The organism is Arthrobacter sp. CC3 (assembly GCF_039907775.1).
GTDB lineage: Bacteria > Actinomycetota > Actinomycetes > Actinomycetales > Micrococcaceae > Arthrobacter.
The window spans coordinates 1-16,617 of the sequence record NZ_JARCCY010000035.1 but is presented as its reverse complement, the minus strand read 5'-3'; the positions used below and the strand labels follow the sequence as shown (position 1 = coordinate 16,617).

Below are 16,617 nucleotides of genomic sequence, written 5' to 3'. Positions count from 1 at the left end.
GGGTGAGGTTAGGGTTGCATTCATGCCTTCGTTCCAGACCAGACTCAAGATCACCGGGCTGAAGCCTGGCAACGCTCCCGAGGCCGTGATGGCTGCCGCCGTCGAAGCCCTGGGAACAAGGCACCACGTGGAATCCAACCAGCTGCAGATCGCCGGCGGAGTGCCGGAACTGAACCTCCGCTTCCTGGTGGAGGCGACCGGGTACACCGGGGAGAACAACCAGGCGCGGGAATCGGCAGCGATGATGCGCGACGCCGTCGAACGCGTTGCGGTGACCGGTGCACTTCTGGTGCTCCGCCGCAGCCGCGGCCGCTGGGCTCCCATCTGACCTGGGCTCCCGTCTAGCCCGAAGGCGCCGTGTCCGGGCTGGGGTCCTCCGCCGGCTCGTCCACCGGGGACCGGCTGCCGCGGCGGCGGGTGACAATCATGCCCACCACCGCTCCGATCACCAGTCCGAGGGCGACGCCGATCAGCGAGCTTGCCCAGAACGGCAGCTTGGTGGCGGAGCCGGTGAAGTAGCCGAGCCCCGTGAGCCAGGTGCCCCAGAGAACTCCGCCCACGGCCGCGCAGAAGCTGAACGCGCGGGTGGTGACGTCGGCGATGCCGGCAGCGGCAGACGTCGCCAGCCGGCCGCCCGGAATGAACCGGACTCCGATGATGGCCCCGTACGTGGTGGAACGGCCGGCCTTGGCGATGGCCGCGTGGATGCCGCGGTGGAATTTACGGCCCCACCGCCACCGGTCCAGGACATGGCCCAGGCGGCGCTTGAACAGCTGGAACACCACAACATCGCCGATCCACGACGCCAGCGCGGCAAGGAAGCCCACCAGCAGGAAATTGGCCCGGCCTTCGGCGGACAACGCTCCGCCCGTGATCACCACCATTTCGGAGGGGACGGGCGGGAAGATGGCGTCGCCAAGGACGATGGGGATGATCCAGAAATAGATCGCGGCGCCCCAAGTGTCAGCGTTGGCGAGGTCCATGGGCACAAGGTACCTCATTTTTGCGCCTCGGGCGGGCGGGGGAGGTCTTACTTACGCCAGACTTGGGCCGGGCTTACGCAGGAGCTTCGCTCAGCCGGAGCCGGCTGCGGTATTCCACAGGCTGCTTGGTGATGGGGTCCACGAAACGGATCCCGCGGGCCAGCAGCTGGAGCGGCCTGGTGTAGTCGTCCGGAGCCTTGTCCAGCAGGTCCGGGTAGAACGCATCGTTGACGATCCCCAGCCCCAGCGACGCCATGTGCACCCTGAGCTGGTGGGTCTTTCCGGAGTGCGGTTCAAGCCGGTACAGTGCGCGCCGTTCCGGGGCACGTACTGAACCCGCGGCACCTGCTGAAGTGCCGGCGTCGAACGTTTTCATCACGTCAATGCGGGTTTCCGCGTTGGGTTCGCCGTCGACGACTTCGGCGAGCAGGTAGCTGCGCGACTTGGTCATGCGGTTCCGCACCACCACGGGGAAGTCGACGGCGGGATGTCCCGCTGCCGGTTCCGCGGCGGACACGCACTCGTACTCCTTCTGGACCTGGCGCTTTTCGAACAGCACCTGGTACCTGCCGCGGGTCTCCGGGTTGGTGGAGAGCAGGAGGATGCCGGCCGTCATCCGGTCCAGGCGGTGCATGGGGATCAGGTCCGGGAGGGCCAGCTGGTTCCGGAGCCGGACCAGGGCCGACTCCTGGATGTAGGTGCCGCCCGGGGTGGTGGGCAGGAAGTGTGGCTTGTCCACCACCAGGATGTGGTCGTCCTGGTGCAGGATGCTGAGCTCAACCGGCAGCCGCGTCTCCGGCGGCAGCGTGCGGTAGTACCAGATGAAGGTGTGGTCCTCGAGCCTGGTCCGCCTGTCCAGGGGGACGCCGCCCTCGCCCACGATCTCGCCGGCGTCGAACCGGTCCTCGATGCCCTGCGGGTCGATGTGACCCCAGCGGTGCATCATGTAGTCCATCGCGGTGTCCCACGGCCCCTCGTCCGGGAGGCGCAGGCGGGTCGCGTTCACGCCGTCGCGCACGGGGAGGGGGGATTGCATCACCGGTCCATTCTACTTGGCTGCCTTCCCGGCGCCGACGGTAAAAAAGTTCTTGACAAATAAAATTGTCGGTGGCAATACTTAAACCATGTTGGACATCGAAGTGATCGAGGACCCGGCCGCGGCGGAAGCCTCGCTGGACCCCATCCGGACCCGCATCCTCCAGGAGCTTGCGGAGCCCGGCTCGGCCACCCAGCTGGCCGCTAAAGTGGGGCTGCCGCGGCAGAAGGTGAACTACCACCTCAAGGCGCTGGAGCGGCACGGCCTGGTGGAGCTGGTGGAGGAGCGCCGCAAGGGCAACGTCACCGAACGGGTGCTCCAGGCCACGGCCGCTTCCTACCTGATTTCGCCGGTGGCCCTGGCCTCCGTGGCCCCGGATCCGCACCGTTTCGCGGACCGGTTCTCCGCCTTCTGGCTGCTGGCGCTCGCCGGGCGCATGGTCCAGGAAGTGGGGAAGCTCATCGCCGGGGCCGCGGCCGCACGGCAGAAACTCGCCACGTTCGCGATCGACGGCGAAATCACCTTCCGCACCGCCGCGGACCGGGCAGCGTTCGCCGAAGAGCTCGGCGTCGCCGTCACCCGGCTCGTGGACAAGTACCACGACGGCGGCGGGACGGGCGGGCGGAAGCACCGGCTCGTCGTCGCGCTTCACCCGGCACTCAAAGAACCAAAACAAACCACCCCGTCCGGGGATAAGGAACAGGAGCAGGACAATGACTGACAACCGGAAATTCGAGATTGTTTACGACACCGAGCTGCCCGGCACCCCCGAGCGCGTCTGGGAAGCCGTTACCAACGGGACGCCCGGCTGGATGTTCCCCACGGACCAGTGGCCGGCCGTGAAAACCGTGGAGGAGTATCCGCAGCACCTGGTCTCGCGCATGGACGGGCCGGACGGCTGGTTCAACCAGCTGGAGCACGTCCTGGAACCGCTCGACGGCGGCCGGGCCAGGTTGCATTACGTGCACAGCGGCATCTTCGCCGACAACTGGGACGGGCAGTACGACGGCGCCAGCAAGCACACCGAGTTCTACCTCCACACCCTGGGCCAGTACCTGGAATACTTCGACGGCCGGCCCGTGGTGTTCACGGACATCCAGGGCCCTGCCGCCTCACAGGTCCCGGACGGCTTCGTGCAGCTGAAGAAGGCGCTGGGCGTCGACGCCGCGTCGCAAGGGGACACCTTTGATGTGGAGCTCGACGGCGTCGGGCAGCTGACGGGGCAGGTTGACTTCGCCAACGAGAACTTCCTGGGCCTGCGCACCGCCGACACCATGTACCGCTTCTTCGGCCGCAACGCCTTTGGCGCGCCGGTGGGCATGACCGTCCACGACTTCAGCGGCCGCGGGGATTCCGAAGCCACAGCGAAGGCCTGGGGAGACTACCTCGGGAAGGTCTACGCGTAGGCGTCGACGCGCAGGACGCGACACGTAAAATACCTGACGCTACGCAAAATGCCTGACGCTACCGGAATACGGGCCGCGTCAGGCATTTTGCGCGTCGCTAATGGATGCCCGCTCAGGCGATGGCGACGGCGGGTGTGTGCCGGAGGGTGCGCCGGAGCTGCGGTGCGGCGTCGAGTTTCTCCTGGGCCGAGCGGAGGGCCCGCACCGCTGTCTCCAGTTGCCCGGGCGGAAGAGTGAAGGGGAGGCGCAGGTAGTGCTCGAAAGCCCCGCCGACGCCGAAGCGGGGCCCGGCCGCGAGGCGCACCCCGAAATCCGGGCCGATGACTGTCAGTGCCGTGCTGACCGGTGCCGGGAGCCGGCACCACACGCTCAGCCCGCCGTCGGGCCGTTCCGGCTGCCAGTCGGGGAGGATGCCGCCGATCAGGTCCAGCAGCGCGGCCCGGTTTTCGCGAAGGTCTGCCAGCCGGGCCGGGAGCGGCTCGTCGAGGGACCGGACCAGGTGGGCCGCGGCCAGTTGTTCCACCACAGGTCCGCCCAGGTCCATGGTGGTGCGGGCAGCGGCGAAGCGCCGGATCAGCGAACTGCCTGCCCGGATCCAGCCGGTCCGCAGCCCCGCCCAATGCGACTTGCTCAGGGAGCCGATGGTGACCACTTCCGGGCTGAAGGCCGCCAGCGGGGCGGTGCCCACGGCGTCGAGGTTAAGTTCGCGCAGTGTCTCGTCCACTACCAGCACCGTCCCCGCCGCGGCCGCGGCCCGGACCAGGCGCCGGCGCTGCGGATCGGACATCAGCCGGCCCGTCGGGTTGTGGAAGTCCGGCACCACGTAGGCCATCTTGGGGCGCTGCTGCATCATGGCGGCTTCCATGCCGGACACGTCCCAGCCGCGGCCGTGGGGGAGGGCGACCGGCACGGGCCTGCAGCCGCTGGCCCGGATGGCAACGAGGGCGTGCGGGTATGTGGGGTGGTCCACCAGTACTTTGTCCTGCCGGCCTGCCAGGGTGCGGAGCACGATGTTCAGGGCATGCTGCGCGCCCGACGTCACCAGGATCTGGTCCGCCGTGGTGGGGGCGCCCGCCGCCGTGTACCGTGCAGCGATCGCTTCGCGGAGAGGCGCAATGCCAATGGCGTCGTAGCCAAAACCCGGGAGTAGGGCGGGGAGTTCGGTCAGCGCGGCGGCGAAGGCGCGGTGCACCACCTCGCCGCTGGCCGGCAGGGACGCGTAGGCCAGGTCCAACAGTCCCGGCGGCGCCGCCAGTCCCGGTGCGCCGGTCAGGGCGGTGGGGCTGATCAGCTCGGTGGCTCCCGGCCCGCCCGCGCCCGCGGGAATCTGCCGGGGGATGCAGGTCCGGCCGCGGCTGCCTTGGCGGCTGCTCAGGAACCCCTGCTCACGGAGGCTCGCATAGGCGGCCGTCACCGTGGTCCGGCTGACTCCCAGTGTTTCGGCCAGGGCGCGCTCGCTGGGCAGCGCCATATCCAGGGGGACGCGTCCGTCCAGAACCAGGAGGCGTACGACGTCGGCAAGCTCCCGGTACGCCGGGGCGGCGCCGCGGTTCCATCCGCCCAGGAGACGCATCAAGGCAGTGGGGTTCAGGGAGCCGGACATGTAGCCAGTATCTCAAACTGGATATGGATTGCAAGGCCAGTTCTGGCGGAGGATGGATTTCATGATGACTCGTAGACTCCTCCAACTGTTCGCCGGCCTGGCCATGTACGGCATCTCGCTGGCTATGTTCATCCGCGCCGGCCTGGGCCTCGATCCCTGGGATGTCTTCCACCAGGGTCTGGCAGGAAAGACGGGCCTCTCCATTGGAGCGGTGGTGGTCATCGTGAGCTTCCTTGTCCTGCTCCTATGGATTCCGCTGCGCCAGTGGCCCGGGTTCGGCACCTTGTGCAACGCCGTGCTGGTGGGTGTCTTCGCTGATGTGGGGCTTGCGCTGATTCCGGAGTTCTCACATCTGGGCGGCCAGATCGGCATGCTGGCGGGGGCCGTGCTGCTCAACGGGATCGCGTCGGCCTGCTACATCGGCGCACGCTTCGGCCCGGGCGCCCGCGACGGCCTCATGACCGGCCTGGCGCGGCGGACCGGGTGGTCAGTGCGGACGTCCCGGACGGGCATCGAAATCGTTGTCCTGGCGACAGGCTGGCTGCTGGGCGGATCCGTCGGTGTGGGCACGGTGGTCTACGCCTTGGCCATCGGCCCCCTGGTGCAGCTGCTGCTGCCGCGGTTCACGGTGCCGGAGGCTTCCCGCCCGCTGCCGCCCGGGTCAGGCCCGGATCAGCCGGTTCCCGCAGGTGGCGGCTGGCAGCTCGGGCACCAGTAGATGTCCCGTTCCTCGGTGCCGGCCTGGGTGGCCAGTACGCCGTGGCGGACGGGCGTGCCGCATTTCAGGCACGGCCGGTGCTCACGACCGTATACCCAGTATCCAGGCCGGCCGGACATCCGGCCCACCGGCGTTCCGCGCGGGCTGAGGACGGTGGTGCGGCGGCCCGGTCCGAGATTGGCCTCCAGCAACTGTTTGGCGGTGGCCATCATGGCGGGCAGGTCGGTCACGTGGGAGACCGGCGCGGCGGGGTGGATGCCGGACAGGAAACAGGCTTCGCAGCGGTAGATGTTGCCGATGCCGGCGAGGTTGCGCTGGTCCAGCAGGGCTACGCCGATGGCAACGTCCGGCGCCGCGCGCAGCCGCCGTTCGGCCTCCTCCATGTCCCAGTCCGGACCCAGGAGATCCGGCCCGAGATGGCCGACGACGGAATCCTCGTCAGCGGTCCGGACCACCTCCAGGATGCCGAGGGAAAAGCCGACGGCATCCGCGGTGGCAGTGCGGAGCACGCACCGGGCAGTGAACCCCGGTTTACGCCACCGTCCGCCGGGCGGGTAGACCTGCCACGCACCCTCCATCTTCAGGTGCGAATGGATGGTCAGCCGTTCGTCAGCGGGGCTTCGAAGGCGCATGAGGAGGTGCTTGCCGCGGGGCACCACCTCGTCCACGGTCCAGCCTGCCAGCTTCAGGGTGGCGAACCGGGGCACGCGGAAATCGGAGGATGTGAGCTGTTGCCCGGCCAGGGCGGCGTGAAGCTGCGCGGCCGCCCGCCAGACGGAGTCGCCTTCAGGCACGGATTCTCAGTCCTTTCGGAGTGGAATAAGCGCCGGCGTGCGTCAGTGCGGCGGCCACGGGCGTGTCCAGGATGCCGTGGCCGTTGACCTTCTCCATGATGAGCTTGTCCACGGCACCGCGCTGGACTACGCCGACCAGCGCGGCCGCGGCGGCGGCCAGTACCTCCGGCTCGTCGTCGAAGGCGAGCAGCGTCTTGCCGCCGCGTTCCACGTAAAGCGCCAACGCGCCGTCGACCATCACCACCAGGGCACCGGCCTTCCTGCCAGGGCGGTGGCCGCTGCCGGCTTCGACATTGAGGGCTGGCCACGGCAGGGCCGCGCCGTAGGGGTTGGCGGGGTCCGTCGCCGCCAGCGCCAGCGCCACGGGCTCCGGCTTCGCCAGCTGGGAGTCATCCGAGTATGACCGCAGCCGGTCCACCGTGGCCGGAACAGCGAACTGGGCGGCGCCGAGGTGTTCGATGAAATAGCCCCGGCGGCAGCGCCCGGCCTCTTCCAGCCTGGCGAGGACTTTGTACATCAGGCCGAATCCACCCAGGATGTTTTCCGCCATGACGGAACCGCGCGTCACGACGCCGTACCGGTCCAGCAGCAGTTCGGCCGTGGCACGGGCATGGATGGTGGGGTCCAGCTCCGGCGACGGGAGGGCTGACCACCTTCCGGCTGCCAGCGGCGGGGTGGGAGCGGCGCCGGTCACGGACCCGTAGCGTCCGCCGGTCAGCCCGGCGGATCCCATCAGGCCCGTGCCGTGGGCGCGTCCCAGCCTGCTCAGGCGTGGTGCGCGGGCCCGCGGCGTCCGGGCTACCTGCCGGTGCGCCGTGTGGCCGCCGGCGATCATGGCACGGACCGGAGCGAAGGTATCGCCGGTGATCCTGCCCGCCCAGGCGAGGTCCCAGAGGGCGGCCACAACATCCTGGTCGCTCAGCACCGAGTCCATGCCGCCGGCAATATCCTTCAGCTGGCGGAAGAAATAGCCGCCGCCGTTGTCCTGCAGGTGCTCCAGCAGCCGCTGCTGAGCGTCCCCGGGCTCGTAGTCCGGTGCAGGGTTGAGGGTGAGTTCGGCGGAGTCCGCGAGGTGCAGGCTCACCCAGCCGTCATTGCCGGGCAGCGCGCCGGCGCCGGACCAGAGGACTTCTCCGGCGGCCATCAGTTCATCCAGCATGGCGGGCTGGTAGTCACTGACGCGGCTGGCGAGGATCAGCGGTTCCCACGCGGAGGCCGGAACCGGTACACCGGAGAGCTGGTCGACGGCAGTAATGATGCCGTCCAGACCCCGCAGGGCGGACTGGCCCCGGCCGCGTCCGGGGATCCGGACGTTTTGCCAGGCCGGGAGGAACCGCCCGTAGGCGGCGCCGTCCACCGGCTCCACTTCGGCCCGAAGCGCGGCCAGCGAGCGGCGGCGCAGTTTTCGCAGCACCTCGGCGTCGCACCATTCACTGGTGCCGGCCAGCGTGGTGACGGAGGCTGGCGGCGCGGCAGGGACCGCAGCCTCGCCTGGTACTTCGGTTTCGACGGCGGGGGCGGTGGCCTGTCCGGACTGTTGTTCCGGCAGCTGTTCCGGCAGCGGGGCATGCGGGCGGAACTCGCCTTCCACCGCGCGGCCGTCCGCGGCCAGCCGCTTGAGCGCGGTGCTGACGACGGCGACGCCGAGTCCCAGCCGGGCCGCGGCTTCCGCCGCGGTGAACGGCCCGTGGGTGCGGGCGTAGCGGGAGACGAGGTCGCCCAGGGGGTCGGCCACAGGCTCGATGAACGCGAGCGGCACGCCCATGGGCAGGGGCACTCCGATGGCGTCCCGCAGGCGGGCGGCGTCCTCCACGGCCGCAAAGCGTTCGACGCCGCCGATGTTCACCTTGAGTGCGCGGTTGGCCCGCTGCAGGGAGGTGAGGTGGGCGACGGCGTCCGCCACCGGGGCGGGCGCAACACCAGGGGTCGCGGCAGGCTCGACCGCCGGGACAGGCTCGACCGCCGGGACAGGCTCGACCGCCGGCTCCAGCCGGGCGGCAACCTCCTCCGGCGTCAGCGGTCCGAGCAGGCGCAGCAGGTCCGCGACGCCTTCCATGCCGCGCACACGGCGGTCCGGGGCCAGCCGCTGCAGTTCACGCTCGGTGGCTTCGATGACCTTGGCGTCCAGCAGTTCGCGCAGCTCCACCCGGCCCAGGAGTTCGTTGAGCAGGGTCGAATCCAGGGCCAGCGCCGCGGCCCGGCGCTCCGCGAGCGGCGAGTCGCCCTCGTACAGGAACTGGGCCACGTAGCCGAACAGAAGGGACTTCGCGAACGGGGAAGGCTGCTGGGTGGTGGTCTCCAGGATCCGCAGTTCGCGCCGCTCAATGGACGCTGCGATGTCCTTCAGCGCCGGGAGGTCGTAGACGTCCTGCAGGCACTCGCGCACTGTTTCCAGCACGATGGGGAACGTCGGATATTTCCGTGCCACGTCCAGCAACTGTGCGGACCGTTGGCGCTGCTGCCACAGGGGCTGCCGCTTCCCGGGGTTCTGCCGCGGCAGCAGCAGGGCCCGGGCGGCGCACTCGCGGAAGCGCGAGGCGAAGAGCGCACTGCCGCCCACCTCCGCCGTCACGATCTGCTCCAGCTCGTCGGGTTCGAAGAGGAATAGCTCGGCGCCCGGCGGCTCATCCTCCATCATGGGCACCCGCAGCACAATGCCGTCGTCCGCGGCCATGGCGGAGCCGTCCATCCCGTAGCGTTGGTGCAGGCGCTGGCCCACGGCGAGCGCCCAGGGTGCGTGCACCGGCATGCCGAAGGGGCTGTGCAGCACCACCCGCCAGTCGCCCAGCTCGTCATGGAACCGCTCCACCACCAGGGTGGTGTCGCTGGGGACCACTTCGGTGGCGAGCTTCTGCTCCGCCAAGTACTGGATCAGGTTGTTAGCGGCGAAGTCGTCCAGGCCGCTGGCCTTGCAGCGCTCGGTGGCGGGCCCGACGTCGGACGCGGACAGTTCGCGGACGAATGCGCCGAGGGCCCGGCCCAGGTCAACCGGCCGGCCCAGCGAATCACCCTTCCAGAAGGGGAGCTTGCCCGGCTGCCCGAAGGCCGGGGAAACGAGGACGCGGTCGTGCGTGATGTCCTCGATCTTCCAGCTGGTGGCGCCCAGGGCAAAGATGTCGCCCACCCGGGACTCGTAGACCATTTCCTCGTCGAGTTCGCCCACGCGCCGCCCGCCCTTGGCGGCCGAAGCACCCGGGCTGGCGGCTTTGCCCTCGGTGGAGGGCGACGCGGAGCCTTCCACCTCGGTACCGATGATGTAGACGCCGAACAGCCCTCGGTCCGGAATGGTGCCGCCGGAGGTCACGGCGAGCCGTTGCGCCCCCGGCCGGCCTTCGATGGTGCCGGCATTGCGGTCCCAGATGATCCGCGGCCGCAGCTCGGCGAATTCGTCGGACGGGTAGCGGCCGGCCAGCAGGTCCAGGGTGGCCTCGAATGCGGAGCGGGGGAGGGACGCGAACGGTGCCGAGCGGCGGACGGTGGAGAACCATTCCTCCACGTCGATGGAGCCCAGCGCGGTGGCGGCCACGGTTTGTTGTGCCAGGATGTCCAGCGGGTTGGCGGGAACGCTGAGCCGTTCGATCTTGCCGCCCAGCATGCGTTCCACGGTGATGGCGGTGTGCACGAGGTCGGCGCGGTGCTTGGGGAACAGGACGCCCTGCGAGACTTCACCCACTTGGTGACCGGCGCGGCCCACCCGCTGCAGCCCGCTGGCCACGGACGGGGGCGACTCCACCTGGACCACCAGGTCCACGGCGCCCATGTCGATGCCAAGCTCCAGGGAGGACGTGGCAACAACGCACCGCAGCCGGCCCGACTTGAGGTCGTCCTCGATCAGCGCACGCTGGTCCTTCGAGACGGAGCCGTGGTGTGCCCGCGCCAGGACGGGGTCGGCGCCCGCGGTGCTGCCTGCCTGTGCCATCATGTGCGCGGGCGTTGCCGTGGACGTCGGCATGCCGGCCCCCGCCGATGGCCGTCCGGCCGGCACCGCATCGAAATCCGGTGCCCCGGCGCCGAATTCACCCCAGCCGCCCGCCGCCACCAGCTGGCGTTCGGCGTGGATCTCGTTGAGGCGGGCGGTCAGCCGTTCAGCCAGGCGCCGCGAGTTGGCGAACACGATGGTGGACTGGTTGGCCATCACCAGGTCCACTATCTTTTCTTCGACATGCGGCCAGATGGAGGCCTGCGGCTGCAGCCCGGAGGCCGGACCGGAATCGAAGGCACCGGCGGCCTCTTGCAGATCGGACATGTCCTCCACCGGCACGGAGACCGTCAGGTCCCAGTTCTTTTTCGATGGCGGTGCCACGATTTCCACCGGGGCCGAACCTGCCAGGAACTGGGCCACGAGTTCGCGGGGTTCCACTGTGGCCGAGAGGCCGATCCGCTGCGCCGGCTTGGGCAGCAGCGCATCCAGGCGTTCCAGAGAGACAGCCAGGTGCGCGCCGCGCTTGGTGCCGGCGACGGCGTGGACTTCGTCCACGATGATGGTGTCCACCTCGGCCAGTGTTTCCCGGGCCCTGGACGTGAGCATCAGGAACAGGGATTCCGGGGTGGTGATGAGGATGTCCGGCGGGTGGCTGAGCAGCGCGCGGCGGTCCGCCGTCGTCGTATCTCCTGAACGTACGCCTACGGTGATGAGCGGGGCTGGCAGGCCCAGCCTTTTGGCGGTCTGGGTGATCCCGATAAGCGGCGCACGGAGGTTGCGTTCGACGTCGACGCCAAGCGCCTTGAGCGGCGAAATGTACAGGACGCGTGTTTTCCGCTTGGGTGCCTTCGGTTTCCTGCCTTTTGCTGCCGGGTCGAGGCCCGGCAGGGCGTCCGGTTCGGCGGGAGCGGATGACTGGAGGCGGTCGAGCGCCCAGAGGAATGCCGCGAGGGTTTTGCCGGAGCCCGTCGGGGCGACCACCAGAGCATGGGAACCGGAGGAGATGGCCTGCCAGGCGCCGATTTGCGCGGGAGTGGGCGCGGAAAACGCGCCGAGGAACCATTCCCGGGTGGACTGGCTGAACCTGTCCATGGTCCGCGCGGATGAAGGCGCGCCGGCCGGCGTTCCTGATGGTGTGCCGCCTGATGGCGTTGCCCCCGGTGTCTCACCGGATGCGTCCCCGGCGGGCTCCTTCCCCTGCATTCCTCCATCATGCCTTACACCACTGACACTCTTGGCGGCACCCCCAGCGGGCTCGGGTGCCGCTCCCGCCGGGTCAGTCAATCTGGCGGAGGTTCCGGGTGGCTGGTCCTTCCAGCACCGTCCCGTCGCTGCTGAAGCGGGAGCCGTGCAAGGGGCAGTCCCAGGACTTCTCGCTGTCGTTCCAGCGCACGATGCCGCCCAGATGGGTGCAGACGGCGGACAGTGTGCAGCGGGCGCCGTCCACGGTGGATACGGCCACGGGCTTCCGGCCGCGGCGGGTCACCAGGCCTGCCCCTTCGGACGGCTGCTCGAGGGACTCATCCAGGCGCTTGAGTCCCACCTGACCCCAGTCTTTTGCCACGGTGGCCGCAACGGCAGCATTGAGGGAGACGGCGGAGGCTGCCCCGGCCGGGGACGTGACCCGGTGGTGGATGATGCTGGCCCAGGGGAGCCGCGAGCCGAGGATGTCGGCGGTGATGTCCAGAGCCGCGCCGACGGCGTTGGCCATGCCCCATTTGTTGTAACCGGTGGCGAAATAGACCCGGCCCTGCCCGCGCGGCAGCTTGCCGAAGAACGGCATCAGGTTGGTTGCCTGGTAGTCCTGCGCGGACCACGAGTGGGTGAGGCTGGCACCCGGGAACTGGGCCGTCGTCCATTCGACCAGGGTGTCGAGGTAGGCCTGTGCTGACCTGGCGCGGCCCACAGGGTGCCCGTTGCCACCGACCAGGAGGAGCCGGCGGCCGTCGCCGGGGTAGTCGCGCAGGGAACGGACCGGCTGCTCAACCGAAAGGAACATGCCGTCCGGGACGGCGGTTGTGCCCGGCAGTTCGAATGCCGCCGCATAGGACCGCAGGGCTTTGAGCTTGGCGAAATAGAGCCCGCGGTCCAGGACAGGTGTGCCGGTGGCGAGCACCACCTCCCGGGCGCGAACAGGGCCGTGGTCGGTCTGGACCACCGCCGGACCGGGCCCCGTCAGTCCACGGAGCCCGTTCAACCGCACGCCGGAGACGATCTGTCCGCCGTGCGAGCGGACGTCATCCACGAGGGCATCGATGGCCTCCAGGGGATGAATCTGGGCCTGTCCGGGAAGGCGGATGGCACCTTTGACCGGGAAAGGCAGTCCGGGATCGGTAACGTACTCGGCCTCAAGTCCGGCGGCCCGGGCAGCGGCCAATTCGAGGCGGAGGGTTTCGGTTCCGTCCGTTGAGGTGGCATAGGTGTAGGCGTCGCGATGCTGGAACGGCACACCCCGCTCCGCCAGGTACCGCAGCAGCCACGCCTGGCCTTCGCGGTTCATCTCGACGTAGGCGCCCACGACCTTCTCTGAATACTGCTGGCGCAATGCCGAGAGCACCGTTCCCTGCAGCAGGGAAACCTTCGCTGTGGTGTTGCCGGTGGTGACGGCGCCCGGACTCCGGGCTTCGACAACCAGCACTTTCTTGCCGGACCGGGCCAACAGCAACGCGGTCACCAGTCCGGTCAGCCCGGCCCCTGCCACCACCGTGTCAACCGTGCTGCGGGGGTGGAACTGGTCGCTGCGGAAGGCGTGGTCACGGTCCAACCAAAGCGAGATCACAGTCCTGCCTGCCTTTCCCGGTCCTGCGAAGGCCCGTGCCGTTGCGCTGCCGGCGGGACTCCGAAGGGGTTCGTAAGTAGACTTATCATGTCATGAGCAGCTTGACCGGGGAACAGGAGCGGCACCATGAAATCATCCGAAGCCGCCAGGGCCCGATTCGGCCTGCGGAAGAACGTCCAGAAGTCATCACTTCTCGCCGGAGTGGCGGTATTTGTGCTGGGCGTGCTGGGGTTCATTCCGGGCGTCACCGCAAACTACGGCACGCTGGCGTTTGCCGGACACGGCTCGGAGGCAATGCTCCTTGGGGTCTTCCAGGTGTCCGTGCTCCACAACCTCATCCACTTGCTGTCAGGAGTGGCAGGCGTGCTGATGTCACGGCGTCCGCTGCCGGCCCGGAATTTCCTCATCGGCGCCGGGGTCACCTACATGGTCCTTTGGAGTGTGGGGCAGTTCCTGGCACTGGACTCGCCGGTGAACATCCTTCCCGTGAACAGCGCCGACAACTGGCTGCACCTTTTTCTGGGCATGGCGCTGATCGGGTTCGGGGTTGCGTTCTCCCGCGATGCGCCCGCAAGATTACGGGAATCCCGGGCGTAAGGCCGGCAAGTCCCGGCAGGGCCTACGCGGCGTGGAATGCCCCGATGGTCAGCAGTTCGATCGCCTCGTTGCCGCACGCGGTCCGGGGTTCGGCGAGGAACAGCGACGCGGTCTCCTCCGGCGGATAGACCCGGTAACCTGCAGCCTGGGTGGGCGTGCAGTCGCTGTAGTTTCCTGCCTGCGTGTAGCGCATTTCGGCGGCTCCCGCCTGCCCCGGAGCGAGGAGGACGTCCGCAACGGGCGAGGACCCGTCCTGCCGGGCGGGGGCCCCTATCGGGGCGCCGTTGGCGTCCGCGGTGAGGGATACTCCCGGGAAGCCCCGCAGAAGGCAGGCCTCGGTGCCGGAGTTGGTAAGGATGAGCTTGGAGTAGACGCTGCCGGCGGCGCCGCCGCCGGCGGAATCCGAGGACACCGTCAGGTTTGCTGCCTTGCACCGTGACGGTCCCGCGGACGACGGCGGCGTCGCCGACGACGACGCCGGGGTGCTGGCCGCCTCGCTGCCGGCCGGGGTGGACGTGGCGGGAGCGGCGCTGGACGTGGAGGCGCCCGCGGAGGTTCCCTGGGGCTGCGGCTGGCTGGGCCCGCAGGCGGTGAGCAGGAAGGCGGCGGCCGCAACCGCCGTCGTGATGGCAAGTCCGTTTTTGAATGGCTGAGACCTCATGGGTCACACTTTATGCCCGCCGTTGCCTGAGTCAACGATGCCACGACCGCTGCCTCGGATTGATGCCCGGATTGTGATTTCCGGGCATCAATCCGGTGCGCTATTTTCGGGGTTCCGAAGAGGTTTCTGCGACGGCGGCCTCGGCGGGTTTCCGGCTCCGGCTGCGCATCAGCGCCACCCCGCCCAGGGCGAGTCCGCCGACGCCTGCCACCAGGCCGGCCCAGCTGCGCGCCTGGGATCCGTCGTCCGTCACCGAGGAGGCCTGGGCGGTGCCTGCCGCTGTGTCCGTCTCCGCCGACGCATGGCTGCCGTGTCCGTCCGCGGCGGCCGCCGTGACGGTGAGCGAGGGCGCAGGCGCCTCGAGCGAGTGCGGGTCCTGGCCGTCCTTGGCGATCTCGGACCAGTCCGTCTGCCCCTGCTCACAGTTCTGCAAGGTGGGGAAATGGAGAGTCTTGCCGGCGGCGTCGGGAAGCTTGACCGAGAGCACCAGGGCGTCCCGCAGTTCGGGGTCCAGCGGAGCCTTGGCGGTGTAGACGATCTTGCTGGTCCGCTTGGTGATCGTGGCGCCGTCGGCCAGCTTTTTCGGTTCGGACAGCTGCTCCACCACTTTCTCCACGGTCCAGTTCGGATTCACCGTGGGCTGGGCGTCGTTGAGCTCTTCGGGCAGCGTGATGGTCACCTTGGTGGTGCCCGATTCATCGCAGCCGTGCGGAATCCCGAAGGTGAGCAGTGCGTAGGAGTTGGCGTCCGTCTTGTCCGGCGTGACGCCGACGTGTGCGGAGGCGGCCGCGACTCCCGCCAGCATGAGGGCTGCGGTGCCGCCGGCCGCAGCCGTAACGGAGAGGGCACGGCGGAAGGACATGCGTGATGACTTTTTCAATGGGGGGCCTTTCAGGGGTGCACGTCGCGCAAACGGCGGTGCACAAAACGATTGATGGGGCGTCCAGGCGCCGGGCCGATACCGCCCTAGCGGGCGGATCAGCAGGCAGGGCGGAGCCGGGAAAAGAGTGTCAGGAATGTGAAAGCACGACGACGGCGGGCGGGCCCCGCGGGCAGTCAGCCCTGAGGTTTCGCCAGGGGAGGGGAGCCGAATCGGACGGCCGGCCGGCGGCGGCAGGTGCCGCGACGACGTCGGGCATGGCCGCTTCGGGAAGTTGAATGAGTGGCCGGAGCCAGGCTGCGAGCGACCACAGGGCAGCTTCGCCCTTGGCCAGCAGGAGGGCGCATGCGAGGGTGGCAAGGGCGTGTCCGCCGAGCATGAGGCCGGCGGCCCAGGCGGAATCGAACTGGTGCAGGTGGCCGGCGGTGCCGTCGGCGGCGTCCAGCCGGATGCCCGGCGGCCAGGCCGCGGAGTGGTGCCCCGGTGCGCCTGATAGTCCGGTGCCGGCAGGAGAGCTGAAGGCGCTGAACGCCTCGTGGAGGACAAGTTGCCCGGTCCCCAGCAGCGACGCCATCGCGGGGAAGTTCAGTTTGAGCCGGGTGGCCGCAGTGGCCGCCATTACGGTGAGGGCCAGCACGGCTGCCATGATGACCGGGGCGGGCAGTTCGCCGCCGCCAAAAACGTGGGCCGAAGCTGCGAGGGTCACCATCGTCACGGCGACCATGGCCGCGCGGAGGGAATGGAAAGGAGTCCGGGCGTTGTGAGTGCGCACGGAGTCCTCCCTCGGTTCGGTTCGTTGCCTGTAATTCTAGCGGGGAGATGTGCTGGCCCGGTTAGTCCGTTTCGGGGCCTGAGCAATAGTGGCAGTCGTCCTCGCAGTGCGTGGTGCCGGAGGCTGGCTGCTGCGGGGCGTCCAAGGCTGGAGTGCTGCTCACCAAATTGTCCTGCAAAGTCACGATGGTCCCCGATGCCGTTTCTGAAGCCTGGTTGAATTCCGGTGCCGTCGACTGGTGGTCAGCGCCGACCTGATCCATCTAAGCGGCCGGCCGCGGACGCGCTCAATGGATGAAGTGCTGAGGCGGACGGGAGCGGATTGTGCACGCGCCCAGCAGCACTATCCCGCGCCGGGAGCCCGGCCTAGTACTACAGTCGCGTTTATTAGTGACTTTCGGCGGTTTAATCGGACTTTCGGCTGGGAACCTGTTAATCGTTGGTGGTGAGTGATGATATTTGTGTGG

The 16,617-nt window shown here is 68.9% G+C and carries 14 protein-coding genes; 5 read left to right on the top strand and 9 right to left on the bottom strand.

What is annotated here, in order from left to right; all coding sequences use genetic code 11:
• The first annotated feature begins 22 nt into the window (after positions 1 to 22).
• Positions 23 to 328, top strand: a complete 306-nt coding sequence (locus PV761_RS18150) for a hypothetical protein (RefSeq protein ID WP_347898899.1) — start codon at positions 23 to 25, stop codon at positions 326 to 328.
• A gap of 13 nt (positions 329 to 341) precedes the next feature.
• Here PV761_RS18150 and PV761_RS18145 read toward each other — a convergent pair whose 3' ends face one another.
• Positions 342 to 1,001, bottom strand: a complete 660-nt coding sequence (locus PV761_RS18145; protein ID WP_028271100.1) for a VTT domain-containing protein — start codon at positions 999 to 1,001, stop codon at positions 342 to 344.
• A 55-nt stretch (positions 1,002 to 1,056) separates the two neighbouring features.
• Positions 1,057 to 2,019, bottom strand: coding sequence for an RluA family pseudouridine synthase (locus PV761_RS18140; protein WP_347898950.1), 963 nt, complete (start codon positions 2,017 to 2,019; stop codon positions 1,057 to 1,059).
• A gap of 88 nt (positions 2,020 to 2,107) precedes the next feature.
• On the opposite strand from PV761_RS18140, the gene PV761_RS18135 reads away from it, so the two are divergent.
• Together PV761_RS18135 and PV761_RS18130 are read left to right on the top strand one after the other, a co-directional pair.
• Positions 2,108 to 2,740: a helix-turn-helix domain-containing protein gene (locus tag PV761_RS18135; protein WP_028271098.1), complete on the top strand. Its 633-nt coding sequence runs from the start codon at positions 2,108 to 2,110 to the stop codon at positions 2,738 to 2,740.
• Positions 2,733 to 3,425, top strand: a complete 693-nt coding sequence (locus PV761_RS18130) for an SRPBCC domain-containing protein (protein ID WP_347898896.1) — start codon at positions 2,733 to 2,735, stop codon at positions 3,423 to 3,425. The genes PV761_RS18135 and PV761_RS18130 overlap by 8 nt, the downstream gene beginning before the upstream one ends.
• 112 nt (positions 3,426 to 3,537) lie before the next feature.
• On the opposite strand, the gene PV761_RS18125 is transcribed toward PV761_RS18130, so the two are convergent.
• Positions 3,538 to 5,028 (bottom strand): PLP-dependent aminotransferase family protein, encoded by a 1,491-nt coding sequence (locus PV761_RS18125; RefSeq protein WP_347898894.1) that lies wholly within the window; start codon positions 5,026 to 5,028, stop codon positions 3,538 to 3,540.
• Between the two features lie 61 nt (positions 5,029 to 5,089).
• Here PV761_RS18125 and PV761_RS18120 point away from each other — a divergent pair, with 61 nt between their 5' ends.
• Positions 5,090 to 5,746, top strand: coding sequence for a hypothetical protein (locus tag PV761_RS18120; RefSeq protein WP_347898892.1), 657 nt, complete (start codon positions 5,090 to 5,092; stop codon positions 5,744 to 5,746).
• Here PV761_RS18120 and PV761_RS18115 read toward each other — a convergent pair.
• The 3 genes from PV761_RS18115 to PV761_RS18105 form a co-directional block, all read right to left on the bottom strand.
• A complete protein-coding gene (locus PV761_RS18115) occupies positions 5,701 to 6,540 on the bottom strand; it encodes a DNA-formamidopyrimidine glycosylase family protein (RefSeq protein WP_347898890.1) in 840 nt (279 codons plus the stop codon). The two genes, PV761_RS18120 and PV761_RS18115, sit on opposite strands and share 46 nt — an antisense overlap.
• Positions 6,533 to 11,554, bottom strand: a complete 5,022-nt coding sequence (locus PV761_RS18110; protein WP_347898888.1) for an ATP-dependent helicase — start codon at positions 11,552 to 11,554, stop codon at positions 6,533 to 6,535. Before PV761_RS18110 ends, PV761_RS18115 begins: the two co-directional genes overlap by 8 nt.
• A gap of 184 nt (positions 11,555 to 11,738) precedes the next feature.
• The gene (locus tag PV761_RS18105; RefSeq protein ID WP_347898886.1) at positions 11,739 to 13,241 is read right to left on the bottom strand and encodes an FAD-dependent oxidoreductase; all 1,503 of its coding nucleotides are present in this window, start codon (positions 13,239 to 13,241) and stop codon (positions 11,739 to 11,741) included.
• Positions 13,242 to 13,367: 126 nt separating this feature from the next.
• On the opposite strand from PV761_RS18105, the gene PV761_RS18100 reads away from it, so the two are divergent.
• A complete protein-coding gene (locus PV761_RS18100; protein WP_347898884.1) occupies positions 13,368 to 13,838 on the top strand; it encodes a DUF4383 domain-containing protein in 471 nt (156 codons plus the stop codon).
• Positions 13,839 to 13,860: 22 nt separating this feature from the next.
• On the opposite strand, the gene PV761_RS18095 is transcribed toward PV761_RS18100, so the two are convergent.
• The 3 genes from PV761_RS18095 to PV761_RS18085 all read right to left on the bottom strand — a co-directional run bounded on the left by PV761_RS18095 (position 13,861) and on the right by PV761_RS18085 (position 16,151).
• Entirely contained in the window at positions 13,861 to 14,499 is a 639-nt protein-coding gene (locus PV761_RS18095; RefSeq protein WP_347898882.1) for a DUF4232 domain-containing protein, read from the bottom strand.
• Positions 14,500 to 14,599: 100 nt separating this feature from the next.
• Positions 14,600 to 15,361 (bottom strand): YcnI family protein, encoded by a 762-nt coding sequence (locus PV761_RS18090; RefSeq protein ID WP_347898880.1) that lies wholly within the window; start codon positions 15,359 to 15,361, stop codon positions 14,600 to 14,602.
• Between the two features lie 148 nt (positions 15,362 to 15,509).
• The gene (locus PV761_RS18085; protein ID WP_347898878.1) at positions 15,510 to 16,151 is read right to left on the bottom strand and encodes a hypothetical protein; all 642 of its coding nucleotides are present in this window, start codon (positions 16,149 to 16,151) and stop codon (positions 15,510 to 15,512) included.
• Positions 16,152 to 16,617: the final 466 nt, after the last annotated feature.